Origin of the sequence: Shewanella sp. M-Br (assembly GCF_036245925.1) — a bacterium.
Lineage (GTDB): Bacteria > Pseudomonadota > Gammaproteobacteria > Enterobacterales > Shewanellaceae > Shewanella > Shewanella oncorhynchi.
On sequence record NZ_BJBV01000016.1, the window covers coordinates 60175 to 84114 of the forward strand.

The following is a 23940-nucleotide window of genomic DNA, read 5'->3' on the forward strand; positions in this document are numbered from 1 at the left end:
TTATAACTCTTATACTTACACTCAAGGTGTCATGATGAATTCAGGGACTCAACCCCAAGCGCCAAAAATACCACTTTTTTTAAAAAAATCTGGGGTCTTAACAGAAAGCGGCTTCAAAATACTATTCCTATGTAGTGCTATGGCTGGCGTGATTTCTGTTTCCACTATTGGATGGTTTGTCTTTCACGAAGGGTTACCTGCTTTAAAAGAGGCTGGTTTAATCTCATTCGTTTTAGGTAAGGAGTGGTTACCACCCGCGTTATACGGCATTTTACCTATGATTATCGCTTCACTCATCTCAACAACGGGTGCAGTAATTATTGGGGTGCCAATTGCGATTTTTACCGCCATATTTCTTGCTGAGCTTGCACCAAAATGGCTCGCAAATCTTGTCAGGCCTGCAGTTGAACTGCTCGCAGGTATTCCTTCTGTAGTATATGGTTTTTTTGGGTTGGTTATTATTGTTCCAGGTATAGAAGCTATTTTTGATATTCCTGTAGGTAATACCCTCTTGGCTGGGATTATTGTTCTAGCGATCATGATCTTGCCGACCATCATCACCATTTCAGAAACCTCATTACGTGCATTGCCATCGATTTATAAAGAAGGTGCATTGGCTCTTGGTGCATCCCATATTTACACTATTTTTAACGTGCTTGTCCCCGCAGCCAAAAGCGGTATTCTAACAGGCGTAATTTTAGGTGTTGCTCGTGCTATTGGCGAAACCATGGCCATCATCATGGTAATGGGTAATGCTCCAGCAATGCCAGGCTCCTTACTTGAACCTGCTAGAACACTAACCGCTAATATCGCGATGGAAATGTCTTATGCAACAGGCATCCACTCCAGTGCTTTATACGCAACCGGTATCGTATTACTCGCGTTCATCGTATTACTTAACGGTTCGCTGTTGTATCTCAATCGCAAGAAGGCTCACTAATCATGCCTAAGTTCACGCAATCCATGCTAACGAGACAGCGCAAAGACTGGCTACTTTACTGCGCCATTTGGGGGTCCGCAGGGATAACAATCCTGTTCCTGCTCTGGGTAGTTTGGCACATTCTTGCTAATGGCCTAAGCTATGTAAGCTGGGAATTTATTACGAGTGCTTACACTCGAATTGGTGAGATATCGGGTATTTGGGCAATGATAGTCTCAACCGTTTACATGGTATTACTATCACTTATATTTGCAGCGCCGATTGGCATCATGACCGCAATTTATTTAACAGAATACGCCTCCCCTGTTAGTAAAGTCGTTAGAATCATTCGTTTTTGTACCGAGTCATTAGCGGGCATACCCTCGATAGTTTACGGCCTTTTTGGCATGACTTTTTTTGTCACACAACTAGGTCTTGGATTTTCAATTTTGTCAGGGGCACTCACCCTAGCTATGCTGATTTTGCCGGTCATTATTCGCACCACAGAAGAAGCCTTGATGTCAGTGCCTATGAGTTATAGAGAAGGCGGCTATGCGTTAGGCAGCAGTAAAATTTATATCATTTGGCGTTTGATTTTACCCAGTGCTTTACCCGGTATAGTGAACTCTATCATCTTAAGCACTGGCCGTGTCATCGGGGAATCAGCTCCGGTATTTTTGACTGCAGGAATGGTGACTCAAATTCCTGAATCAGTTATGGACTCAGGCAGAACATTGACCGTTCATTTATATAAATTAACTCAAGAGCTATTTACCAAAAATGAATGGGATCAAGCTTATGCAACTGCAACCATTTTGATTGTATTGGTGCTAATACTAAACCTAGCAACCAAAATCATTGCGACTAAATTAAACAAATAATAGAAATAACACGTAAAAAACATGTTATAAAAAGGCAAAATAATGAGCAAGATTGAAGTAACACATTTAAATTTATTCTACGGCGAAAACCATGCATTAAAAGACATTTCGATTGATATCCCCGCACGCCAAGTAACGGCCTTAATAGGTCCATCAGGTTGCGGGAAATCCTCTTTACTCCGTACGCTAAACCGCATGAATGATTTAGTAGAAGGAGTTAAAATTACAGGAAAAGTGACCTTTGATGGTGATGATATTTATGCCAATGTTGATGTAAAACGCCTAAGAATGAGTGTTGGCATGGTTTTTCAAAAACCGAATCCATTCCCTATGAGCATCTATGAAAATATTGCCTTTGGTTTAAAAGCGCAAGGCGTCAAAGATAAATCCGTGTTAGATGAAGTCGTTGAAAGCTCCCTTCGTGGTGCAGCATTATGGGAAGAAGTCAAAGCTCGCTTACATACACCTGCATTTGGTTTATCCGGCGGTCAACAACAACGCTTATGTATTGCACGTGCCATTGCGATGGAGCCAGAAGTCATCTTGATGGACGAACCTACCAGTGCTTTAGATCCGATTGCGACCCATAAAATTGAAGAGTTAATGGATGAATTACGTAAAAAATTTACCATCGTGATTGTTACTCATTCAATGAACCAAGCTAAACGTATTTCAGATAAAACAGCATTTTTTTGGATGGGCGAATTAGTCGAACATGGGGACACAGAACAAATCTTCAATAATCCCATGGATCATCGCACCCAAGGATATGTTAGCGGCCAATTTGGCTAACCAAAGTAGCTAAAATGGGCCTAAACACCTAAGAGCGTGCTAATTAGAAATTATGTTATGAGTAGCAAAGCCTATATCAGTGGAGAAGTATTGCCGAAGAACAAGGCAATATGACACAGTGTTTAGGTTTTATTCCAACGAAAAAATCAATGCCACTGTTGAGCAAAACGAGTGCTAATGGTCTAACTCATTGCTTTTAACAGTGGTTTAAAGTGAGGTAGTTAGCAAATCGAATGGAGCTATTTTTAAATAATTCTATTAAAACAAGGAAATAATGTGTGAACGCGGCGAAAAAAAATAAAGAACTAAAGCTTTCTGATATTTTACAGTTTACATCTGATGCAATTAAAACTGAGCATATCAGCTTACGTAATCTGCTGTCCCTTGTAGGAGAGCAAGGTATGTTGTTCTTTTGCATTCTATTAACAATTCCATTTTTATTACCTCTATCAATTCCAGGAACAAGTACCCCATTTGGGCTGCTGATTGTTTTTATTGGGGTAGGTGTCGTCTTGAATAGAGGACCATGGTTACCTGCTGCGTTAATGGAGCGACACTTTAGTTCAGAACAGATAAAATTAATATTGATGAAAGGGGTAACTTTACTCACTCGGATTGATCATCTTACAAGACCACGTTTATTTTTGTTAACAAGCAATCGAACCAATCGTTTTAATGGGCTATTACTCATCCTTGTCGCGATGTTGCTGATGTTACCCTTTGGCGCCATCCCCTTTACAAACACACTACCAGCTTGGGTGATCTTATTAATTTGCATTGGAATGTTACAGCGGGATGGCATGATCATAATTTGGGGTTATCTCTTGGCCATTACGACCTTAGTGTGGTTTAGTTTCTTGGGCATGGGATTATTTTTAGCAGGACAAAATGTTTCAGACATTCTAAGATAAACTTAAATATATTAATTAACATATTGAATTTAGTAGATTTATCATCTAGCTTGTAATATGCAAAATCATAATTTTTTAAGTAAAAATGATAATAGAAATTTACTTATACTTTAATATCAATGCTTTAAAACTTACCCATTGAGAGTCACAAATGAGTTTTATAGGTGTAATTGTTGCGTTAATTTTTATCCTCGTTGGAAACCTAATTGAAGGTGGGCACCCAAGTGCATTATTAGATCTACCTGCATTTATGATTGTCATTGGAGGAACCATTGGGGCTACAGTGGCGCAGTTCCCTTTTTCTGTCATCATTGCTTCAATGAAACGTTTTAAATGGCTCATTTTCCCTTTACGAACTGATTTGGCGGAGCGTGCCGAGTTTTTGGTCGAAATTGCAGGCGATGTGCGAAAAGGTGGTTTGCTATCAATTGAAGATAAGATAGACCAAATTAACGATCCTTTTTTACATAAAGGACTTCAATTACTCGTTGATGGTTATGAAAAAGACAATATTGTAGAAATCTTAGAAAAAGAGATTGAATTTGAACAGCACGGTGTAGAACAAACTGTAAAAGTATATGAGGCAATGGGTGGCTATTGTCCTACGATGGGAATTGTTGGTGCTGTATTTGGACTAATTCATGCTATGGGGTTACTTGATGCCCCAGATAAATTAGGTGGTGCGATTGCAGTCGCATTTATTGCAACTATTTATGGCGTTGCTGCGGCTAATATCATCTTCCTGCCATTTGGAAACCGTTACAAAGCGTTTGCACATCAGTTAAGTGTATTTAAAGAGATGACTCTGACTGGAATAATTGGCATTGCAGACGGTGAGTCTCCACAACGGTTACAAGCTCATTTAAATCCATATTTGGAGCACTAACTAGATGAGAAAAAAGAAGGTTGATCCCCCAGAAAATCATGAACGTTGGTTAATTTCTTACGCAGATTTTATGACACTGTTATTTGCCTTATTTGTCGTGTTGTACTCATTTGCGATGAGTGATAAAAATGAAGCAAAGTTTATGGTTGAAGGTCTTATAGATTCATTGGCTAAAATCGGGTTGATATCAACTCCTGCTGTGACTTCATTAGCACCTGGAGGAACGAGTATACTCGAACCCAATACTGTGACATCCGTTGTAGATGCAGAACCAAAGCTTATTGAACTTGCAACAACCGCACCTGCAAGCTCCGAGAGCAATGACACAATAAAAAAGTATAAAGAAATAATATCCGCTAAGTTAAAAAATGAAATAGAAAATCAAGAAATTGAAATTGATGCTGTGAGTGATAGTCTCATCATTCGAATCGGTGACAACAACACTTTTTTTGCATCGGGCTCTGCTTTTATACAACCTAAATTTGTACCGCTAATTGATAAGATTGGCGAGATTATCGCGTCAGTCCCAGGAAGAATAGTGATAGCCGGACATACTGACGCAACATTGCCAATGGAGATTTATGCTGATAATTGGGACTTATCATCTTTAAGAGCTACAGCAGTCGTTAGAGTAATCACTAAAAACAAGGGCGTAAACTCAAGTAGAATTATTGTTCAGGGCTTAGCTGATACACAACCTCGTTTTAAAAATGATACACCTGAACATCGTCAGAAAAACCGCAGAATAGAAATAATTATAAACCAAGGTAATACCATTGAAAGCCATATTCCTATACCTGAATAATCATAAAAAACTGTCTGACTACACACTATTTTCTTAATGTTAACGCTCTTTATCTACAGAGAATGGCTTCTGAGTTAAATGTAACGAGAATGTTTTTCATTAGCTAACTTTAATATTAAGGCAAACCCCAAGCAATAACACAAAAACAATGCTGAGACTTATCTGATATAACTAACAAATGTAAGCTATTTTACTTTGCTTATTGCAACAGTTCCCGCTACTGAGCCGATTACTGATAAAAATAGTCAGGATGGTGAGAGGAAAACAAAGTAACGGCTCTCACCATGAGGTGGGCATTGCTGGTAAAGAGCTAATGCCTACCGCTTCTAGCCCAAAGATTACCTTTTAAAATGAATACCTTTCCAAAGTTCAGAAACCTAATAGCTGGTCAGTAAAAGTCAATCTCATTTGCATTAGTGACATTAAATCCTATAAACGTTTATCAATCTCTTACAGTACAAAAGATTTGAATATGCACATTATAACGAACAAGTCGCAGAAACATTAAGTAGGGAGAAGACACCGAACAAAGTCATTAAACTCGGTAACCTGTTCATCAGCAAGTAGCGCTACCAGCTAACAACTTTTGGTGCAATTGTATTTCGTAGAAAATTCAATAAAAATCGCTTATGAAACAAAAAATTAAATATCATTCACACAATTTAATTAACAGTGAAAAACTGATATTTTATCCACTTATTTAACTATCAAGTCGCTATTTCACACACTTAAAGGCACAAAATGACAGACTGGATTTATTTTCTTAAAGCGTTTCTACTTGGAGTTATTGAAGGTATCACTGAATTTTTACCAATTTCAAGTACTGGACATCTTATTTTAATTGGTGATTGGATTAACTTTCCCTCACATGAGGCAAAAGTATTTGAGGTTGTCATTCAATTAGGAGGGATTTTAGCAGTATGTTGGTTATTCCGAATTAAAATTATAACACTAATTAATGGGGTACTAAAGTCCGACCCTGTAGCACAACGATTTGCAGCTATGGTCATGATTGCTTTCTTGCCAGCCGCTATTATAGGGGCATTATTTATTAGCAATATTAAACAGCTTTTATTTAATACAACCGTAGTTGCTTCAACATTAATTATTGGAGGAATTATCATACTTTGGGTTGAAGGACGAAAAAAAACAGTTGAAATAACAAGTATTGAACAGATAGGATTAAAACAAGCTATAGCAATAGGAATAGCACAATGTATTTCAATGATCCCAGGCACATCTAGATCTGGTGCTACTATTATTGGCGGTATGTTATCAGGGGTATCACGGCAAGCTGCAACAGAGTTTTCATTTTTCTTAGCCATACCAACCATGCTAGGTGCCGCAGTATACGATGCATCAAAAAATTATCATCTGCTAAGTATAGATGATATTTGGGCAATAGTTTTTGGATTTATTGCAGCATTTTTCTCGGCAATTATTGTTGTTAATACACTAATTCAATTTGTTGCCAAACATTCATTAAATATTTTTGCATGGTACAGAATTATATTAGGCATAATAATTCTTGTTCTTGCCTGATACAAGTAAGGCTTATAAAAATATCGTAACACAATAAAGCATTCACATAAACCACATGTGAATAAATGAAAAAGTACCAATAAAAAACATACAGTTAATTTTAATTTGATGGTTAGGCGAAACTTCACACCTAACCATCAATTATAATTATTAAAAAACAACATTCGCTAAAAGCAATGTTAACGCATAGCCCAAGCAATAACATAAAAATAATGCTGGGACATATCTGATATAACTAACAAATGTAAGCTCTTTTACTTTGCTCATTGCAACAATTCCCGCTGCTGAGCCAATTACTAATAAAGAACCACCAACACCAACACTGTAGGTTAAACCAAGCCATTCAGAAGTATTGAGAACAGGCTCAGCCTTCAGCAGCGCAGCAGTAAGCGGAACGTTATCAATTAAAGCAGAGCCCAAGCCAGCGACAAAGTTTGAAATATTGGGATTAAACATCGCATATGCTTTAGCCAATAAATCCAGTGTTCCAATTTCTTTAAGCATTCCAACCAACAATAAAATCCCCAAGAAGAATAATAATGTGTCATATTCAACTTGGCGAATGTATTCAAGGATTTTTATCTCCTCTTTATCACTACGAAAAACATGGCCAACTAAAAACATAATTGATAGACCAGTTAAAAAGGTTAACACAGGGGGTATTTCAAACAGAATGTTAAACAACATAGTCATCATAATTGTACAAAAGAAAATGAAGGCAATAAGCACATCAACCTTTTGATATGTAAGTTTATCGTTCGAAGTCGTAACGAACCCTTCAATTTTATAAGAAAAAATTGTAGCCAATAAAATTACACTTATAGATGATGGAATAAACAATATAATAAGTTCAGACATCTTTACATGTCCACTCAAAAAAATCATTAGAGTAGTGACATCACCAGTAATAAGTGCTACCCCTCCAGAGTTGACTGAGAAGATGATTAGTACAGCCATTTTTAGACGAATACTATCTTCTAATTTAAACGTATATAGTAAACCAATGGAAACAAGGGTTGCTGTGACGTTATCGCAAAATGCTGAAAGAACAAGTGAAAACAAACCTACTTGGATCATCAGCAATCTCACAGAAACCTTCTGTGGGAATATTTTTTGTACCATCACTTGAATCATACCTTTGGCATTAAGGTATGCAACAAACGTCATTGTGGACATTAAAAATAACCAAAGAGTTGCAATCTCGAGTAAGTTTTCATTGAATTTATGCGCTACAACCTCCTGATTTGCCACGCCATCAGCATTAATGAAAAGTGTAGCCCACGCTATACAACCAAAAAAAAGCGTTGTTTTTGCTTTATTGATATGAGTAATTTCTTCAAAAATAATACTTAGTAAAGCTAATATAGCTAATGATATTAAAAACGCATGTAACATAATTTTTATCCAGTAAAATAAAAATTCATCTATACTAAATGCTGTGATTCTTACAAAAGACAACAAATAGCAATTTATAGAGCATTAACAGCAATTTATATTAACATGCAGTCAACAAAAATAAAATGGTTAACGTTTCATTTTTAACGTTTATTCACTCTCAATGTATTTATGAGAAATAGAGTTATTGCCAATATCTAATTGTCATTGATTACAGAACTTGATGCAGTAAAAATATTAAATGCATTTGACGAATACTCAACAAGTTTACTGTTTTCTTCAGCAATAAATAATGCGCTAATATCGTTTTTATTAGCAGTCTCAACCCCTCTCTCATGCCCCAAACATAAAAGTGCAGTAGACCAAGCGTCAGCAAGCGTTGGATCCTTATTCAATACAGTAACCGATACAGTGTTATGTATTACAGGATAACCAGTTCTGGCGTCTAAAATGTGTGATAAACGGACACCATTATTATCAAAGTAATGCCGATAAGTACCAGAAGTCATTATTGCTTGATCTTGTTTTATGGTTAATAGCTTGTGTAGTATATTTTTATCCGGCAAAGGACGTTCAATCGCAACTTTCCAATTAGAGCCATCGGGTTTATGCCCCTTTACTACCATTTCCCCACCAATTTCAACTAAATAATTTTTAACATCATATAATTCTAACGTTTCAGCTAACTTACCCACACTATAACCCTGAGCAATGGAGGACAAATCTACATTAATATATGGACTCGATTTTGACATCGCATTAGATTGTAAATGTAAATGTTGCATCCCTGTTTTTTTAAGTGTTTCAGAAATAGCTATTTCACTTGGGACCATTAACTGAAACTTATCAAAACCCCATAGATCAAATAAGGATTTTACCGTTAGATCATAACATCCATAACTTTTGGCAGAGACGTTTTTAGCCTTTTCAACTAAACTCACGATTTCCTCGCCTACTACGATAAGCTCTGTACTCATGGATGAGTTAAATAGGCTAATAGTTGAGTCGTGCCTATAATTAGAGAGATTCTTATCTAGCTCTTCAAGTTTCTTATTTATATTTTCCTCAAGTAAAGAAGAGTTAATATTATTTGGGCTCCAAAAACTGATGTGCCATGTTGTCCCCTGAGCCTCTCCTTCCAGCTTAAACATGTGTGGTGTAGGCTGACAACCAACCATCATCAAACAGATAATAGAAAAACAACCAGTCAATCTCATGTTAAATCTCCAAACTCGTCATTTCATTATCCAATGGTTAATTTTGTTTCGGGGTAACGTATACGTTTAGATTTTGGGCTCGCTAAAAAATAGGCAAGAGTTAAGGGGCCTAATCGTCCCATAAACATTAAAAATATTATAATGAATTGACCAGCCACAGTTAAATTAGGTGTTAACCCCCTTGACAATCCTACGGTCCCAAATGCAGATACAGCTTCAAAAATAATATCTATCATTGGCGCATCCTCACTGAGCAATAAGAAAAATATAGAGGCCCAAATTGTTCCAACAGATATCATCGCCAGTGCTAATGCTTTACTTATTGTCTCTTTAGATATACCACGATGATAAACATAAACAGTTTCATAACGTCTTAAATAACCATAAGTTGCCAATATTAGCACCATAAATGTCACGACTTTTATGCCACTTGCGGTGCTTAACGAACCTCCACCGATGAACATTAACATTAACATTAATGCGGTTGTTGAATCTTCAAGTTCATTTATCGGAAGTGTATTAAATCCAGCCGTTCTTGGGGTTACAGCTTGGAACCAAGACGCTAGCCATTTACCCGTGTCAGATAATGGCGATAAAGTCATAGGGTTATTATATTCAATACAATAAATAGCGAGTACGGCAACAGCATTAATAATAACCGTCCCAATAATCATCATTTTGCTATAAGTTGTTAATTTAGCCCAGCGTCTTTGACGCCATAAGTCAATCCAAACACTAAACCCTAAGCCTCCAATAATAAATAATGCGGTAATTGTCAAATTGATAACAGGATCTTCAACATAGGGGATGAGACTGTCCGGACTTAGCCCTACACCAGCATTATTAAAAGCAGATATTGTGTAAAAAAAACCATGAAACAGACTCGTTTTCCAACCTAGTTCATCTGACCAAGAAATAGATAAAATCAACATGCCAATTAATTCAACACAGAGAGAGAAAATGAATACCGACTTTGCAGTATTCACTAATGTTGAACTATTCGTACTATTATAAGCCTCTTTTGCTATAGTATTTTGGAAAAAACCAATTTTCCCGCCTAAAGCTAACAAGGTTACAATAGCAAATGTCATGATGCCTAAACCACCAAGTTGAATTAATAGGGCAACAATGACCTGTCCAAATGTGGTATATACAGTTCCTACATCAAAAACGACTAAACCTGTCACTGTTACTGCAGAAGTTGCATTAAATAAACTCTGACTCCAAGTAACAGGGGCTGTTGTGGCTATTGGCAATTTAAGCAGTAGAGTGCCAATTAATATTAAAATAATAAAGCTCACCGACAGTATTAAAGGTGGCGCCGCCAGTATTTTTTTTGCCGCTTTAGGTGTTTTCTTTGCTATATAAATCGATGGATGCCAAGATACCATGATTAGATTAACCTTGGAGCAATTGATTTAAGTTCAGTTTGAGTCCCATAAAGTAATAATATATCCTCTTCATGTAGACAAAAGTCAGTGCTAAAGCTAGAGAAAACCTGAGTGCCACGTTTAACTAATATCGGTTTAACACTGCCTTTTAAAAGTTCGAATATAAGCGTATTATGCAATTTATTTCGTATATGAACTTCAACAACGTATAAACCGTTTCCTAATGGTAAATAATTATTCACCATCGGATAATTAAGTGCCTGTGCTACGCGGATCCCCATTTCCTCTTCAGGGTGAATTATGCGGTTAACGCCTAATTTAGAAACAATCGTGTGATGAGCCTTAGTACTCGCCTTAACCCATATTTTTTTTACACCAATATTTTTTAATGCTAAGGTACACAATAAGCTTGACTGCATATCTTCGCCAATAGCAACTAAAACAGCCTCACTATTTTCAAGATCTAATTCACGTAAGGCATTTTCATCAGTGGAATCACAAACAACGGTTTGAGTTAATTCATCAACATACTTTTCTGCCAACTTTGGATCTCGTTCGACTCCTGTTACAGTATGCCCTAAATTGATTAATTCTAACGATGCAGCAGTACCAAAACGACCGAGCCCAATCACTGTAAAATGTGCCATAACTGTCCTAAATGCAGGATAAAAAAACAGCAGAACAGTAACCTAACGCTTTTTTTATAGCAATACTCTTATTGGTACATATTCAATACTACTCCATACTCGTCTGATTTTTCATCGCATTATTAATATTGTGGTGTTGTTGGATAAAACCTCCACTCATCTATTTTGCTACAACTCCATTAGCTAAAATCAGGAAATGTGATATTGAATAACGATTCCAACACAGAATAATCAGCAACAAAGATTAACAATAATTTATAAAAACCACCTCAATCTTAATGAAGTTCTTATTGATTAAAACAAGGCCAAAAGGCATAGTGCAGCGATAAATTGGGTCCTAAAACGCATTTTTTGAAGTGTCACAAGCAATGCCTTATATAGCCATAACGAGTGGCACCTAAGCGGCACCTAATAGGTTACCCCGTATTGTGAGAGTGTGAAATGCTGTGTATAAAAGTTTTGGGTAAGGGATGTGAAAAATGCACAAATACTGCCGCACTAATTACTGCGATCGCTAATAATCATAGTATCAGTATTAATTTGATTATGGAGACAAATCCAGAAATAATAATGGACTATAGAGTGGTGAGTTCACCAGCAGTTGTCATTAACGAAAGATTGGTGCATTGGGGCTCTACTCCCCAACAACAGATGGTCGAGTCATGGCTGAAAATTTAACGCCGAACCATTACACTATTGCAGCCAAATACAATAGAACGGTATCCTTAACCAATACGAGTATTTAAACAGAACCCCAAAATTAATGTACAAGAACTATACATCGTAAAAGAGATACAAGATGTATCTCCTTATAAAATCATTAATTTACAAAACATTAATCACAAAACACAGGCTATTGACAGTTCTTATCTTGATCACGTGTTTTCCAAAGTGAATAGAGTACACCTGCGACAAGTAATCCAAAGGTAACGCCTAAAGAAAGTGCCGTAGGGATTTTAAAATCCACTAACCCTTCATGGTTAAAATACACTAGACCCACTTTCACCCCAATAAATACTAATACCACTGACAGCGCATACTTAAGGTATTCGAAACGGTGCACCATAGCTGCCAAAGCAAAATACAAGGCTCGTAGCCCCAGAATCGCGAAGATATTCGAGGTATAGACAATAAAAGGATCTTGGGTAATCGCAAAAATAGCTGGAATACTGTCAACTGCAAACACCAAATCCGCGGTTTCTACTAAGATCAACGCCAAGAATAACGGCGTAGCCCACCATCCTTTTGTTAACTGATGCTCTTCACCCCGTACCCAGAATTTTTCTTTATGCAACGTTGGCGTAAAACGCATCTTAGTGCGTAACCATTTGTAAAACTTATTATCTTGGATATCACCGTGCTCATCGTTTGAGAAGAGCATTTTCACGCCAGTGAAAATCAAGAAGAGCCCAAATAACACAAGTACACCTTGATACTGGGCAACAAGCACGGCTCCAAGACCGATCATAATGGCGCGCAACACTAATACGCCCATAATGCCCCAGAAAAGCACTCTATGTTGGTATAAACGTGGGATACCTAAGCTACTGAAGATTAACGCGATAACAAATACGTTATCCATAGACAGTGATTTTTCAATCAGATAGCCCGTTAGGTATTCCATACCAGCGGTTGAGCCCTTGTACCACCAGAGCCAAGCCCCAAACAATAAGCCCATACAGATATAAAAGGCTGAAAGCTTTAAACTTTCAGCCACAGTAATTTCATGCTGCTCCTTGTGCAATACACCAAGGTCAAAGGCTAATAACGCCAGCACAAAACCGAAAAACATTAACCAAACCCAAAGCGGGTAACCCACAAATAGCGTGGAAAAAAATTCCATATGTATCCTTAATCACATTCAACTGAAGTTAACACTTATCAATATAACTTGAAGCCTCGGTTCACCAAAGCATGCCCGCATAAAGAATAGAAACAGTGTATATGATTTAGTTAATGGAAATAACTTATTGTCGATTACTCAAAAATGCATACAAAATTTGGCACTACTGAGAAAAATTAAAGTTTATTAATAATACCTTAAGCGATTGCAAGCCAACATAGATCCCTCTTACCATGAAATCGGTAACTTATAATTGACTAGGATCACAGAATGTTATTCAGGCATCTTGTCGTTTGGCTATATAGCCTTGCAGTGTTACTTGGTGCATCCAAATCAGTTATCCAGGTTGAGTTTACTGGTAGTTCAGCATTACTTGACAGTAGTCACGTCATTACTCTTCTGCCTACCTCAGAACCTTCATTCAATTCACTTCGACCCCTTTCTGATAACAATGAACTGCTGACACCTCAATTATCGACAATTATCACTCAGTTTTCAGTCAATGAACATTCGAACACTCTCCCGTCCAATGCTGCGCTAGGAAGTCTTTGTCGTGGAATGCCGATAGGACAAGCTCCCCCCTTGGTTTTTTAACGATTTAATCCCTTACATAACTAAATTAATATACTGAGGATTTTTATCATGAAAACTTTGCATCCCTTTAATGTGAACTCTTCGCCTTTATACGTTGCACATCATCCACTCACTCTCCAATGCCCCGCTATAGCAGCTATGCAGCAGATAGCCGAACATCACTTATGGTCTTTGCCACTGGAAATGTCGGTTGCAGATGCCAGAAAACGTCTATTGACGACCTCTGGTATAACATTTCTGGTCATCAATCCGTCAGGCCGTTGGGAAGGAGTCATCGGCTCTGCCGAAGTTGCTTCGGATCGTATACTGCCCATAGTCAGCAAAACAGTAACGCCATTTTCGCTGACACTAGCAGATGTAATGCTACCCCGAGATAAACTGCAAGCCGTAACCCTGTTAGAACTTCAGTTTGCCACTGTAGCTGATGTCTTAAATACTTTAAGCGCTTCTTCTATAAGACTATTATTGGTTATCGATGCCGACGATAAGCTTTGTGGCATTATCAGCGGTGATAATATTGCTGAACGACTATGCTTACCTACGCAGCCAAAACAAAGTTTCGCAGCTGAGATAGTTCATCAATTACATGAAAGCCATAAGCTAGCGACCAACCATTAGTACAGTTAGGTGTTCAAGTGAAATGCGGTTGGATAACCAACCGCATTAATTCGCTTAGTAGAAAGCCTAAAAGAGTTGGTACGGATCACCCCATAAAATACAGTGCTGCTGACAGCACAGGAAAAACGGTAAGAAGTGTTTGCAGTCGAGGTTCGTTCATGATGACTTTCTAGATTAGTTAATTGATAACAATATCAAATATTGCAGGTCGGTGAATCAAGTTCTATTACCGTTTAAACGGAATAGTATACTTAGTTTTCTTTAAATACTCAGTGCAAGACAAAACCCGATGCCACGATAAGCCAGAGGGTAACCGCCATGATAAGAACAGCTAGCAATTTAATATTCATATACACCTCAAAAGTGGCTTTTGGCCCTGATTAATATCAACATCCATATTGATTAAGTGTTCGCGTTCGACAATGCCCAAATGCTATTTCGTTCTCCAAAATAAGCTCGCTTATGAACTTTCTGTGCGCAAAAATAAAAGCATATTGCAAAAAGCAACGCCACCATATCGACTGGCCCCAAGCTACCAGAAGCAATCGACTCGGATGGTGTAAACAACGGTGAGATGAGTGTACTCACAGGGATCAATGCACAAACTAATGCTAATAACTTCAGTATATGAATTGCAGCCAATGCAGGATTACGAACAAAACTATAAATAATCGCCCCAAAAAATATAACGTAGTAACAGGCAAGGTAATGACTATTGACCTGATGAGTTACCAGATAAAGCCATTTAGTCACCAAGATAGCGAAACTCACCCCCAACATTGACCCTAAACAAACACCAATTGTCAGCGATGCCATAAAACGTGTTGATGCTTGCTGCTCTGCTTGCTTATTACGACGTTTTTCTAGCCAGAGTAAATTGCCACTATAAAACAAAAATGCCCCTAATAAACCAAAGGCAAAATACATCCAGCGACCAAAGTCACCCGCGTAATTACCAAAATGCAGAGCAAACAAACTGTTTACAATAGGACCATACACCCCCTCACTGGCTTGATTAAGTGTGTTAAATTGCACCGCAAAGGTATAAGGGTTCAGATAAATAAAATCGCTATAGCCACCACGCATTATCTGCCCATCGGTTTTTACTTCGACAGCTAGCGCGGGATTGGTAGTTGAAAGGTTTGAAAACGCCATAGAAACAATTTGATAGCCATGGGTCATCGCACTTAATTGCTGTCGATACGTTGCCATTGATGGAAGTTCAGTAATTGAGTATTCAACATTTGAGCGTACAGGCCGTTCAAATAAAGGTTTATCACCATAAACGATACCCAACCCACCATAAAAAAAGTCGTGGAACGCAAAAACAATCACTGTCCATGCGATGATGATGTGGAATGGCAAACTGATGATGCCAACGAGATTATGGCTATCTAGCCAAAGGCGGTTACTTCCCTTATTTTGCCTCAGTGCGAACAAGTTTTTGACTAAAGTAGGCAGCAAAATAATTACACCTGACACTAACGCCAAAAAATACAATAGGGCCGCCACACCTAAAACAATCACACCTAAATCTTCATGGCCCACTTTACCGATGATGCCAGCGGTACGATGCAGTTGGTCAATTAACGTGCCCAACTCGTTTGTACTACTCATTTGGGTGATAATCTCGCCATGCTCAGTCAAGCTTGCATGCCGTAATTGATCATCTAATCGAATACCGCGACCGCCGCCATGTTCGTACCACTTCATTGGTGATTCATGTTCATCAAAGCTGATAATAAAACCTTCCTTAGCTTTATCATATTGGCTCAATGCCTTCGTAATTAACTCATCCAACCGCTCACTGGGTACTTGAGCTAACTGCTGATTTGACGGTATAGCCCATTGCTCAATTTGCGGTTTGAACATAGTCAATGCACCCGCATAAAAAGCAATGAATAATAGCAGTCCAGTTAATATTCCCGTCCACGTATGGATAGACTGATAAGTACGAAGCACATCTGCACGGATTCTCATAACAATGTCCATAACCCGATGAAAATAAGATAAATAGCAACATTAGCCAAGGCCAAGCCACACAAGGCTGTGGTTGCGGTCTTGAATAAAAAACTCAGAGAAACAACAGTCAACCAAATCAAACTAATCAGCCACATATTAAGCTGTACTTTCATTGGCGCATCAATTCCTCCTGGGCCAAACCAAGCAAAAACCGCCACCATTCCGTAGGCAAATGTGAGACCTAACACACCTGCAATCAGGCTTTTTCGCCACCAATGAGGCTGAATCTTTTCAGCTTCAGTTAACCGCTTCATGACAATTCACCTCTATGTTTTACGAGCGTGACCAACGGAATGCATATCAGCAATAGCAAGACATTAAAAAACCAAGTGAATAATGCGGATATCAAACTCAAATACTGCGACCAAAAAAATAGTGCCAATAAAAGTAAACAATATCCGATGAGCAAAAATGATTTAGGTAATGACGTTCGCCTTAATCTTTGATGTTTACTCGTACCGTAAATAAGCATGATACCGATAACTGTCGCTACAAAAGCTGAAATTCCAAACATATTTACCCTGTTATTTTCATTATTTGGTTGAGGTCACAAAACCGATAAATGGTAATGTAAATGACATCCATTCGCAATTGTGATTAAGGTTATTTTAATGTAAATTGTCGGCACTTCTAGCTAACACCACGCTATTCATTAATAGTCAGTCCGAGGATCTTTATGAAACACAGGGCATTTAAGAAAAATATGATTGCGGCACTTCTGTCGAGTATTGGCATGTCTACGGCTGCCGCTGCCGTCGAGATAGCGTCGGCAGATGCTATTGAAAAAATTACTGTATATGGCGAAAAAATTGAGCGCAGTTTAAAAGATACGACCTCGTCGGTATCTGTTATTGACAAAGAAACACTCGATAGCGGTCAGTATCAGTCGATTTCAAATGCTTTGTCCGAAATACCTAACGTTGTCGTACTAACAGGCTCGGTACCAGATATCCGAGGTGTCTCAGGCAATGGTTCGGCTTCAGGCTTCAACTCATTTACTGGCGGTGCTCGTGCACGCGTATCCACTCTAATTGATGGCGTAGCTGAACCCTTTGTAGCCGATCTCACTGGCGATACAGGCTTATGGGACATTCAACAAATTGAAATATTTCGAGGGCCACAATCGACCATTAATGGCCGTAACAGTATTGGTGGTACTGTATTTATAAAAACTGAAGATCCCACGTTCGATTGGCATGGTGCCGCCCGTTTAGGTTACCGCAACCAAGACAACTATATTGATAGCGCCGTAATGCTATCAGGCCCGATTCTAGACGACGAATTAGCCTTTAGGATCAGCGGGCAAAATGTCACAGGTGAAACCTACAACAAAGGTTTGGAATACGACACAAACCCAGCCACATTCGACCAAAATGAACTCATCACTAACCGCTGGCGCGGCAAAGTTTTATGGCAACCTAGTGCTATTGACGATCTAAAAGTGATGTATAGCTTCTCGTTTAATGATGAGAAAGGAGATTCCGGACGTAACTACTTCACGGGAAATGACCCTTGGGCATATAGCCCTATCTTTCAGCGTTATATTGAAACTAAATCGGCCACACACTCAGTAAAAATCGACTACGACCTTGGTGAAGGCAAAGCTTTCGATTTAGTTGTCGCCTACATGGATTATGACTGGGGCTTTGAATCTTACGAGCCAGTAGTGACAGCGCAGCAATATGTGGATATGAAAGATCAAAGTTACACTGTCGATGGTAAATACAGTTTTGGTTTAAATAACCGCGACTTGAATGGTTTTATTGGCCTATCTTATTTTGAGCGCAGCCAAGACTTTGATAGCACAGGCAGCTCAATTTATAACGGCGATGACAGTAGCACATCAACGTCTATTTACGGTGAAATCACCTATGGTTTAGATGACTCACTTTGGGTCACTCTCGGCGGTCGGGTGATGCGTGATGAACAAACACGTAATTTTTCGATGCGATACCAAGGTAGTCAACTAAATGAAAGCCTCGATGACGGCACCACAGTCACACTGCCTAAGTTAGTTCTGCAATACGCCATCACAGATAACACGACCTTAGCCGCCAGTGCGCGCCGCGGATATAACGCTGGCGGTGGAGCATTGTCGTTAGCAGAAAGTGAATACTACTATTACGATGAAGAATTTGTTGATACCTTCGAACTTAGCTCGCGCAGTGAATTTTTAGACGGTAATGTCAACCTTAGTGCCAACCTTTTCTATAACAACTTCGATGGATATCAAGCATCTAATCAAGCTCGAAAAATTACCAATGTAGACAAAGCAGTTACCTATGGCATTGAAACCGCCCTGACTGCAATGCTTGGTAATAACTGGCAATTAACGACGGGAGTGGGCTTGCTCGACAGTGAAATTAAACGAGCAGATCCTAATTATGGGGATGTTATTGGCAATCAACTGAATGCGGCGCCACACGTTACCGCAAACTTAGGCATTAAATATTGGCTCAATGACGAGCTAACCTTTGGCCTATCAGGCAACTATGTTGGTGAATACTTCGCCGATATCAACAACACAGAAGACCGCGTGGCAGGTGACTATGTAGTAACTCGCTTTAGCGTCGATTATCAAGCCAACAGCTGGCGGGTAAGTGGCTTCGTGAACAACCTATTTGATGAGCAAGCATTGACAGTAAATGAGCCTCCCAGCCGCAGTTATGTGGACGGTTACGCTGCAATTATCGACCCAAGAAACATCGGTGTATCAGTGATGTATAACTTTTAAGCTATCTTGTTCACATAAAATTTTATGCTTGAAAACACCCCCTATTAAATGGGGGTGTTTGCATTATTAGCCAAACAACATACACAATCGGTCCCTTTGCCCACCAAACTAAATATGCAAAAGTTTTCTACGACAAATGCAGTCTCTCTAACGCAGCCCACTTTGTAGTGGTACTGGTCAAGCAATTTATAATCACAAACACTTGGTTGAGCTAAAGGACTCGAATAGCTGGGTTAGAAAATCGTTTTTAGGAAAAATCGCGTTAGCCCAAATCCACGTGAGACGGAGTTTTTGGCGCGTGAACCAGACTAAGCACCAAGAGTGATTCACGTGCACTATTTAGGAGTAAACGGTCGCTAGGAAATCTATAAGATTTTAATTAGTTGTCCGTTACATTGACTTGTTAGTTGGTTTTACTCGATATTTGCGCAGCTACGCGTTACGTTTGCTTTTTTTATTCTCATACATCGCTTTATCTGCCTCATTCAGCATATCCTCGATTGAATCATGCTTAAGCGGTTCGTAATCAACAATGCCAAAAGAAAACGCGATGAAATAAGGTAAGCACTCCGAGGCACAACGCAACCTTAAAGATACCTCGAAACGTCCAATTAGCTGCTGAATTTGGTCTGTACTCGTATTGGTTAACAATGCGACAAACTCGTCGCCACCAAATCTAGCAAAAATATCCGAAGTGCGGAATGAATCCCTCATTTCGTCAGCAAAGATTTTGAGCGCTCTATCACCTTCAGCGTGTCCGTATGTATCGTTGATCTCTTTGAATTTGTCTAAATCAAAAAACACAAGCGAGGCCGGAAACAACTCACGTTTGCATACGTCAAGGCAGTATCGAGTAAGTGTAATAAAGCCAAGACGATTCGATATTTTCGTCAGCTCATCGGATATGGTGAGCTGCACCGCCATAATTTCGCGCTCCACCATACCCGCAAGATTAGCTAACATCGCGATGTCCTCATCACTGAAATCTCGCGGGGTCAGGTCAAGAATGCAGAGCGAACCTAATCCTTGACCGCTCAACGTATGCAGTGGCTGGCCCGCGTAAAAACGAATATGCGGTTCATCAATAACCAAAGGGTTATCAAAAAACCTCTCATCCTGAGTTGTGTCATTAATGACTAGCGCGCCTTTATTAAGAATTGCATGGCCGCAAAATGAAATTCTCCGTTCAGTTTCGGAAACATCTAATCCAAAACATGACTTAAACCATTGTCGATTTTCATCAACTAAGGACACAAGAGCAATAGGGACACCAAATAGACGTTTCGCCATACGTGTTACGCGATCAAATCGCTCTTCAGGAGGAGTATCAAGAATAGCTAAAGCGCGTAGCTGACTTAAACGAACTTTTTCATCGTCAGGTGTTTTAGGTGATTTCATATTGCACTCCAATTGACATCCTCCACCTTCACTAAACGGCAAGCGCTAGCAAATCCAGTGAAGAAGGCCACACTTTTTCATGGACGTAACGATATTATAGTCCATTCGCTACCTAGAGCGTTTCCATAAATAAGTAACATGCTAGCTCAGAACCATAAGGGAACGCGAGGCTCTGTGCGTGAACCTGACTAAACAGTCTCACCTAGAGTGGTTCATAAGCAAAATTTTGAGTTAAAGTACGTTACGATAGGGCTCAACACCCATAAGAAATATATGGTAAAGCAATAACCGTCTCACACTGATCAATATTGAATCGCTTCAGTTAGCAATCATACTGCTACAAATATGAGTATTCTCCTTATTTACGAAGCTATGATTTAAGCCGTAGGACAAAGTTGCGCTTTTAGTTCATCTTCACTGGTAAAGCCGCGATATCCCTTCACTAACTCCCCGTTTGCATTTAATAAAAGTAAGATCGGAGTCGCGGGTATACCTCCCATATCTTTGAGTAATTTAGGCGGTGCGCGGTAGGCTTCAAAGGGAAAATCAAGCCGAAATAATGCGCGCTTTAGTGTTAAGTTATCACCATTAACGCCCAAGGCGACGGGGTGAATAGATTGACTGCAATCGTTATGTATTTTTTTGAGCACCACAGATTGTTTGATACACCAAGGGCATTCAGGCTCAAAAAACATGATTGCAGTCAGTTGACCTTCAAGATGCGAGAGGTTGGTCAGTTTTTGGCTTCGCAGGGCTTGAAACTGATAGTCGCGAGTAAGCTGCGCCGCCTGTAGAGGCATAGCGCAGCAAACTAAAACTAATACGATTTGACGTAACATCAGAAGGTTAACTTCATGCCTGCGTAGATTTCTCTCCCACGCAGCGGACCGTAGATATAGCCTACGTCAAAGGCACCTTCAGCATCGTAAAACAGCGGTGTTTCTTCATCGCCAGCTTGAGTGTAATCAAATAAATTACTGACACCACTATAAAGAGACATATATTCGTTTATCTCATAGCTAACACGTAAGTCGAGGGTGAGGTAAGCAGGCGCATCAGTGGTCTTTTTAGAATCGAGATCGACTTGACCATTAGCATCTAAGCGGTTGTAACCATCGTAGCCATATTCAGATAAATCACGACTACCTACCCAGACGAGATTAGCGAAGAACTCCCAATCGTTTACATCCCAATCTAAAGAGAGTGTTACCCTTTCCTCAATTGGGGCAACGGCATACGATGATTTGAATACTGAGTCATAATCGAAATGTTCAGCCGTTAGACTTAATGTCATATCCTCGGTTAAGCGGTAACCAAATGCGATATCACTGGTGATTACTGTTGCTTTTTCGTCGAGCTGAGTCAGCAATGGAATACCATGGTCATTAGTCGTTAATGCCGCAAGATGATCCACTTCTGTCCATGCGATAGAGGCTGTAGAGGTGAGTTTCTCACCCTCATAACTTAACGCATAACTGGCTGAGTTAGAGCGTTCCAGTTCATCAATATCTATATCAAAACCAAGGGAACCGTCTAATATGCCATGATCGGTCTCAAAGAAGGAAAGCGGGGCTCGATAACCTCGCCCAGCTGAGACGCGTGATGTCCATTCATCATTGTGGCGCAGGCGTATATCCAGCCGTGGGGATAGAATAGATTCATCGAGTTCGGTACCCGGTTTTTTAGGATCGGTAAAATCGGCGGTGATCGTATCGTAACGAAGGGCCATGGCGACTTCGAGAACTGCAGTTGCTTGCCACGTATCCTGTAGATAAATGCCCTTCACATCATAATCAAAGGAGTCAGATGCATAATCTGGATTCGCACTGCCAGTTCGAGAATGGGAGCGCATTTCCTCTGTGCGTAAATCGGCACCAAAGGTAAGCAGTTGGTTTTCGCTTAATAGATAGTTAAAACGAGCATCAAAGAACCACATTTTGTCTTCAGCAGTATAGTCAAATCCTTCATAGAATGAATCTTGTTTATGTTCGGCATAGCTTGTAGCCAAATGCATATTCCAGTCATGACTAAATTCTTTAAGCCAAGCTAATGAGGCCTCGTTGCGCTCAGTTTTGATCCATTCGGTGGTTTCCCATGCTTTGCCAGTAAACGGTTTGCGAACATCGCCATCTTCAAACAGTTGTTGAGGCTCGCTAAATTGATCGTCAAAACCGGACAATACATTACCAATGCTTGATGCTGTGCCATCAGCAAAGGTGCTCCCTAACATAGGTCCCCCAAAAATCTCTGATTGAATATTGGCAAGACGTAGCACGAGATTGTCGGTATCTGTGACATCCTGCGACACTCTGGCAGTCAGGCTGCGGTTCTCCTGCAGTGGCGCTTCGTTGACCTTGTTATTATCGGCATCAAACTGATCCCTATCATCATATTGAGCAACTAAAGTGGCACGGGTACTGCCATCCTCACTGACTCCTTTGCCAAGAAAACCCAGTTTTCGGTAACCATTTTCACCCGCTGAAACATCAAGTTCTGCGCCGTTTTCCGTAGGTTCGTAACTGATAATATTGATAGTACCGCCAATAGCCTCAGGAGCAATTAATGATGCCCCCGCACCTCGGGCGACTTCAATACGTTCAATCCCTGTGGTAGGGATTGCATCGACTGCATAGTAGCCCGAGATCATGGTATGCACAGGTAAACCATCGACTAAAATCGTAGTTTGCTCCCCTTTCATGCCGTTAAGCATAATGCGTTTAACGCCACACATTGAGCATTCGTTAGAAACCTTGACGCCTGGTGAATTATCAATAGCTTCTGATAAATTAACAGCGTTTTTGTTTTCAATCGTGGTTGCGTTAATGACCTCGGTTTTCATTATCGTATTAGCTAATGTTCCCGCTTGTTCTAGCCGCTGCCTTACTCCGATAACACTCATACGTTCAATATTTACTGTTTCAGCGCTATCAACTTCTTCAGCGACCACCAGTTGTGGGCTGAGTAGCATGGCTAAAATGGTGGCCAAATAAGTAGGTTTCACTCTCGTTTCTCCGTAAATAGAAAGTGACGCCACAATACACTAATGAGAATGATTGCTATTTGACATTAATCATACTTTTAACACCTTTTTAAAACTTGTATTGACGAGATGATAAAAATTGGCAGTGACAGTACGAGAGTGATTAACAGTGGTTTGCTGCAGATAGAGCACAAAATAGAGCAAGTTCAGCCACGCTAACCCCACATGATATGATCCAATACAGAGTGGATATTGCCCATAATTACACAAAAATTTGTGTAAGCAGGCTACTTCGCGTACAGTAATTCTGTCTAATTACGGCAAAAGCACGCTACTTCGAAGTCAGAACACAATGGTGGAATTCG

Annotated in this window: 20 protein-coding genes; 10 read left to right on the forward strand and 10 right to left on the reverse strand. The window is 39.5% G+C overall.

The window, feature by feature from the left end; all coding sequences use genetic code 11:
* Window positions 1–34 precede the first annotated feature (34 nt).
* The 7 genes from pstC to AAA952_RS14500 all read left to right on the forward strand — a co-directional run bounded on the left by pstC (window position 35) and on the right by AAA952_RS14500 (window position 6736).
* Window positions 35–940, forward strand: a complete 906-nt coding sequence (pstC, locus tag AAA952_RS14470) for a phosphate ABC transporter permease subunit PstC (RefSeq protein ID WP_338258110.1) — start codon at window positions 35–37, stop codon at window positions 938–940.
* 23 nt (window positions 941–963) lie between these two features.
* The gene (gene pstA, locus AAA952_RS14475) at window positions 964–1800 is read left to right on the forward strand and encodes a phosphate ABC transporter permease PstA (protein ID WP_445190383.1); all 837 of its coding nucleotides are present in this window, start codon (window positions 964–966) and stop codon (window positions 1798–1800) included.
* Window positions 1801–1842: 42 nt separating this feature from the next.
* Window positions 1843–2592 carry a phosphate ABC transporter ATP-binding protein PstB gene (gene pstB / locus AAA952_RS14480; protein WP_338258030.1) on the forward strand — a complete coding sequence of 250 codons (750 nt, stop codon included), beginning with the start codon at window positions 1843–1845 and terminating at the stop codon, window positions 2590–2592.
* 278 nt (window positions 2593–2870) lie between these two features.
* Window positions 2871–3503, forward strand: coding sequence for an exopolysaccharide biosynthesis protein (locus tag AAA952_RS14485; RefSeq protein ID WP_338258032.1), 633 nt, complete (start codon window positions 2871–2873; stop codon window positions 3501–3503).
* Window positions 3504–3654: 151 nt separating this feature from the next.
* On the forward strand, window positions 3655–4389 hold the full coding sequence (locus AAA952_RS14490; RefSeq protein ID WP_338258034.1) for a flagellar motor protein: 735 nt from the start codon (window positions 3655–3657) through the stop codon (window positions 4387–4389).
* Window positions 4390–4393: 4 nt separating this feature from the next.
* Complete coding sequence (locus AAA952_RS14495; RefSeq protein WP_338258036.1) at window positions 4394–5194, forward strand: OmpA family protein; 801 nt, start codon at window positions 4394–4396, stop codon at window positions 5192–5194.
* Between the two features lie 741 nt (window positions 5195–5935).
* Window positions 5936–6736: an undecaprenyl-diphosphate phosphatase gene (locus AAA952_RS14500; protein ID WP_028759665.1), complete on the forward strand. Its 801-nt coding sequence runs from the start codon at window positions 5936–5938 to the stop codon at window positions 6734–6736.
* Window positions 6737–6886: 150 nt separating this feature from the next.
* Here the strand turns inward: AAA952_RS14500 and nhaD are convergent, their stop codons facing one another.
* The 4 genes from nhaD to AAA952_RS14520 form a co-directional block, all read right to left on the reverse strand.
* Window positions 6887–8131, reverse strand: a complete 1245-nt coding sequence (gene nhaD, locus AAA952_RS14505) for a sodium:proton antiporter NhaD (protein WP_028759666.1) — start codon at window positions 8129–8131, stop codon at window positions 6887–6889.
* 197 nt (window positions 8132–8328) lie between these two features.
* The gene (locus AAA952_RS14510) at window positions 8329–9348 is read right to left on the reverse strand and encodes an FAD:protein FMN transferase (RefSeq protein WP_338258039.1); all 1020 of its coding nucleotides are present in this window, start codon (window positions 9346–9348) and stop codon (window positions 8329–8331) included.
* 26 nt (window positions 9349–9374) lie between these two features.
* Complete coding sequence (locus AAA952_RS14515) at window positions 9375–10739, reverse strand: TrkH family potassium uptake protein (protein ID WP_338258041.1); 1365 nt, start codon at window positions 10737–10739, stop codon at window positions 9375–9377.
* A 2-nt stretch (window positions 10740–10741) separates the two neighbouring features.
* Window positions 10742–11386, reverse strand: coding sequence for an NAD-binding protein (locus AAA952_RS14520; protein ID WP_028759668.1), 645 nt, complete (start codon window positions 11384–11386; stop codon window positions 10742–10744).
* Between the two features lie 441 nt (window positions 11387–11827).
* On the opposite strand from AAA952_RS14520, the gene AAA952_RS14525 reads away from it, so the two are divergent.
* Window positions 11828–12064: a thioredoxin family protein gene (locus AAA952_RS14525; protein ID WP_028759669.1), complete on the forward strand. Its 237-nt coding sequence runs from the start codon at window positions 11828–11830 to the stop codon at window positions 12062–12064.
* A 175-nt stretch (window positions 12065–12239) separates the two neighbouring features.
* On the opposite strand, the gene AAA952_RS14530 is transcribed toward AAA952_RS14525, so the two are convergent.
* Window positions 12240–13229, reverse strand: a complete 990-nt coding sequence (locus tag AAA952_RS14530) for a TerC family protein (RefSeq protein WP_168825346.1) — start codon at window positions 13227–13229, stop codon at window positions 12240–12242.
* A gap of 642 nt (window positions 13230–13871) precedes the next feature.
* Here AAA952_RS14530 and AAA952_RS14535 point away from each other — a divergent pair.
* Window positions 13872–14441: a CBS domain-containing protein gene (locus AAA952_RS14535; protein ID WP_028759671.1), complete on the forward strand. Its 570-nt coding sequence runs from the start codon at window positions 13872–13874 to the stop codon at window positions 14439–14441.
* A gap of 402 nt (window positions 14442–14843) precedes the next feature.
* On the opposite strand, the gene AAA952_RS14540 is transcribed toward AAA952_RS14535, so the two are convergent.
* A complete protein-coding gene (locus tag AAA952_RS14540) occupies window positions 14844–16421 on the reverse strand; it encodes a PepSY-associated TM helix domain-containing protein (protein WP_338258046.1) in 1578 nt (525 codons plus the stop codon).
* Window positions 16418–16717: a hypothetical protein gene (locus tag AAA952_RS14545; RefSeq protein ID WP_338258048.1), complete on the reverse strand. Its 300-nt coding sequence runs from the start codon at window positions 16715–16717 to the stop codon at window positions 16418–16420. Before AAA952_RS14545 ends, AAA952_RS14540 begins: the two co-directional genes overlap by 4 nt.
* Before the next feature lie 422 nt (window positions 16718–17139).
* Between AAA952_RS14545 and AAA952_RS14550 the strand changes: the two genes are divergently transcribed.
* A complete protein-coding gene (locus AAA952_RS14550) occupies window positions 17140–19197 on the forward strand; it encodes a TonB-dependent receptor (RefSeq protein ID WP_338258050.1) in 2058 nt (685 codons plus the stop codon).
* A gap of 432 nt (window positions 19198–19629) precedes the next feature.
* Here AAA952_RS14550 and AAA952_RS14555 read toward each other — a convergent pair whose 3' ends face one another.
* The 3 genes from AAA952_RS14555 to AAA952_RS14565 form a co-directional block, all read right to left on the reverse strand.
* A complete protein-coding gene (locus AAA952_RS14555; protein ID WP_338258051.1) occupies window positions 19630–20595 on the reverse strand; it encodes a sensor domain-containing diguanylate cyclase in 966 nt (321 codons plus the stop codon).
* Between the two features lie 377 nt (window positions 20596–20972).
* Window positions 20973–21434 carry a TlpA family protein disulfide reductase gene (locus tag AAA952_RS14560; protein ID WP_338258053.1) on the reverse strand — a complete coding sequence of 154 codons (462 nt, stop codon included), beginning with the start codon at window positions 21432–21434 and terminating at the stop codon, window positions 20973–20975.
* Window positions 21434–23596, reverse strand: a complete 2163-nt coding sequence (locus tag AAA952_RS14565; protein WP_338258055.1) for a TonB-dependent receptor plug domain-containing protein — start codon at window positions 23594–23596, stop codon at window positions 21434–21436. Before AAA952_RS14565 ends, AAA952_RS14560 begins: the two co-directional genes overlap by 1 nt.
* Window positions 23597–23940 lie beyond the last annotated feature (344 nt).

Bases quoted from the DNA above. Each gene is read 5' to 3' on its own strand.
- AAA952_RS14530 (WP_168825346.1), bottom strand. From the start codon at position 13,229: ATGGAATTTTTTTCCACGCTATTTGTGGGTTACCCGCTTTGGGTTTGG.
- AAA952_RS14500 (WP_028759665.1), top strand. From the start codon at position 5,936: ATGACAGACTGGATTTATTTTCTTAAAGCGTTTCTACTTGGAGTTATT.
- AAA952_RS14520 (WP_028759668.1), bottom strand. From the start codon at position 11,386: ATGGCACATTTTACAGTGATTGGGCTCGGTCGTTTTGGTACTGCTGCA.
- nhaD (WP_028759666.1), bottom strand. From the start codon at position 8,131: ATGTTACATGCGTTTTTAATATCATTAGCTATATTAGCTTTACTAAGT.
- pstA (WP_445190383.1), top strand. From the start codon at position 964: ATGCTAACGAGACAGCGCAAAGACTGGCTACTTTACTGCGCCATTTGG.
- pstC (WP_338258110.1), top strand. From the start codon at position 35: ATGAATTCAGGGACTCAACCCCAAGCGCCAAAAATACCACTTTTTTTA.
- AAA952_RS14490 (WP_338258034.1), top strand. From the start codon at position 3,655: ATGAGTTTTATAGGTGTAATTGTTGCGTTAATTTTTATCCTCGTTGGA.
- AAA952_RS14510 (WP_338258039.1), bottom strand. From the start codon at position 9,348: ATGAGATTGACTGGTTGTTTTTCTATTATCTGTTTGATGATGGTTGGT.
- AAA952_RS14515 (WP_338258041.1), bottom strand. From the start codon at position 10,739: ATGGTATCTTGGCATCCATCGATTTATATAGCAAAGAAAACACCTAAA.
- AAA952_RS14550 (WP_338258050.1), top strand. From the start codon at position 17,140: ATGAAACACAGGGCATTTAAGAAAAATATGATTGCGGCACTTCTGTCG.
- AAA952_RS14525 (WP_028759669.1), top strand. From the start codon at position 11,828: ATGCTGTGTATAAAAGTTTTGGGTAAGGGATGTGAAAAATGCACAAAT.
- AAA952_RS14560 (WP_338258053.1), bottom strand. From the start codon at position 21,434: ATGTTACGTCAAATCGTATTAGTTTTAGTTTGCTGCGCTATGCCTCTA.
- AAA952_RS14540 (WP_338258046.1), bottom strand. From the start codon at position 16,421: ATGAGAATCCGTGCAGATGTGCTTCGTACTTATCAGTCTATCCATACG.
- pstB (WP_338258030.1), top strand. From the start codon at position 1,843: ATGAGCAAGATTGAAGTAACACATTTAAATTTATTCTACGGCGAAAAC.
- AAA952_RS14495 (WP_338258036.1), top strand. From the start codon at position 4,394: ATGAGAAAAAAGAAGGTTGATCCCCCAGAAAATCATGAACGTTGGTTA.
- AAA952_RS14555 (WP_338258051.1), bottom strand. From the start codon at position 20,595: ATGAAATCACCTAAAACACCTGACGATGAAAAAGTTCGTTTAAGTCAG.
- AAA952_RS14545 (WP_338258048.1), bottom strand. From the start codon at position 16,717: ATGAAGCGGTTAACTGAAGCTGAAAAGATTCAGCCTCATTGGTGGCGA.
- AAA952_RS14535 (WP_028759671.1), top strand. From the start codon at position 13,872: ATGAAAACTTTGCATCCCTTTAATGTGAACTCTTCGCCTTTATACGTT.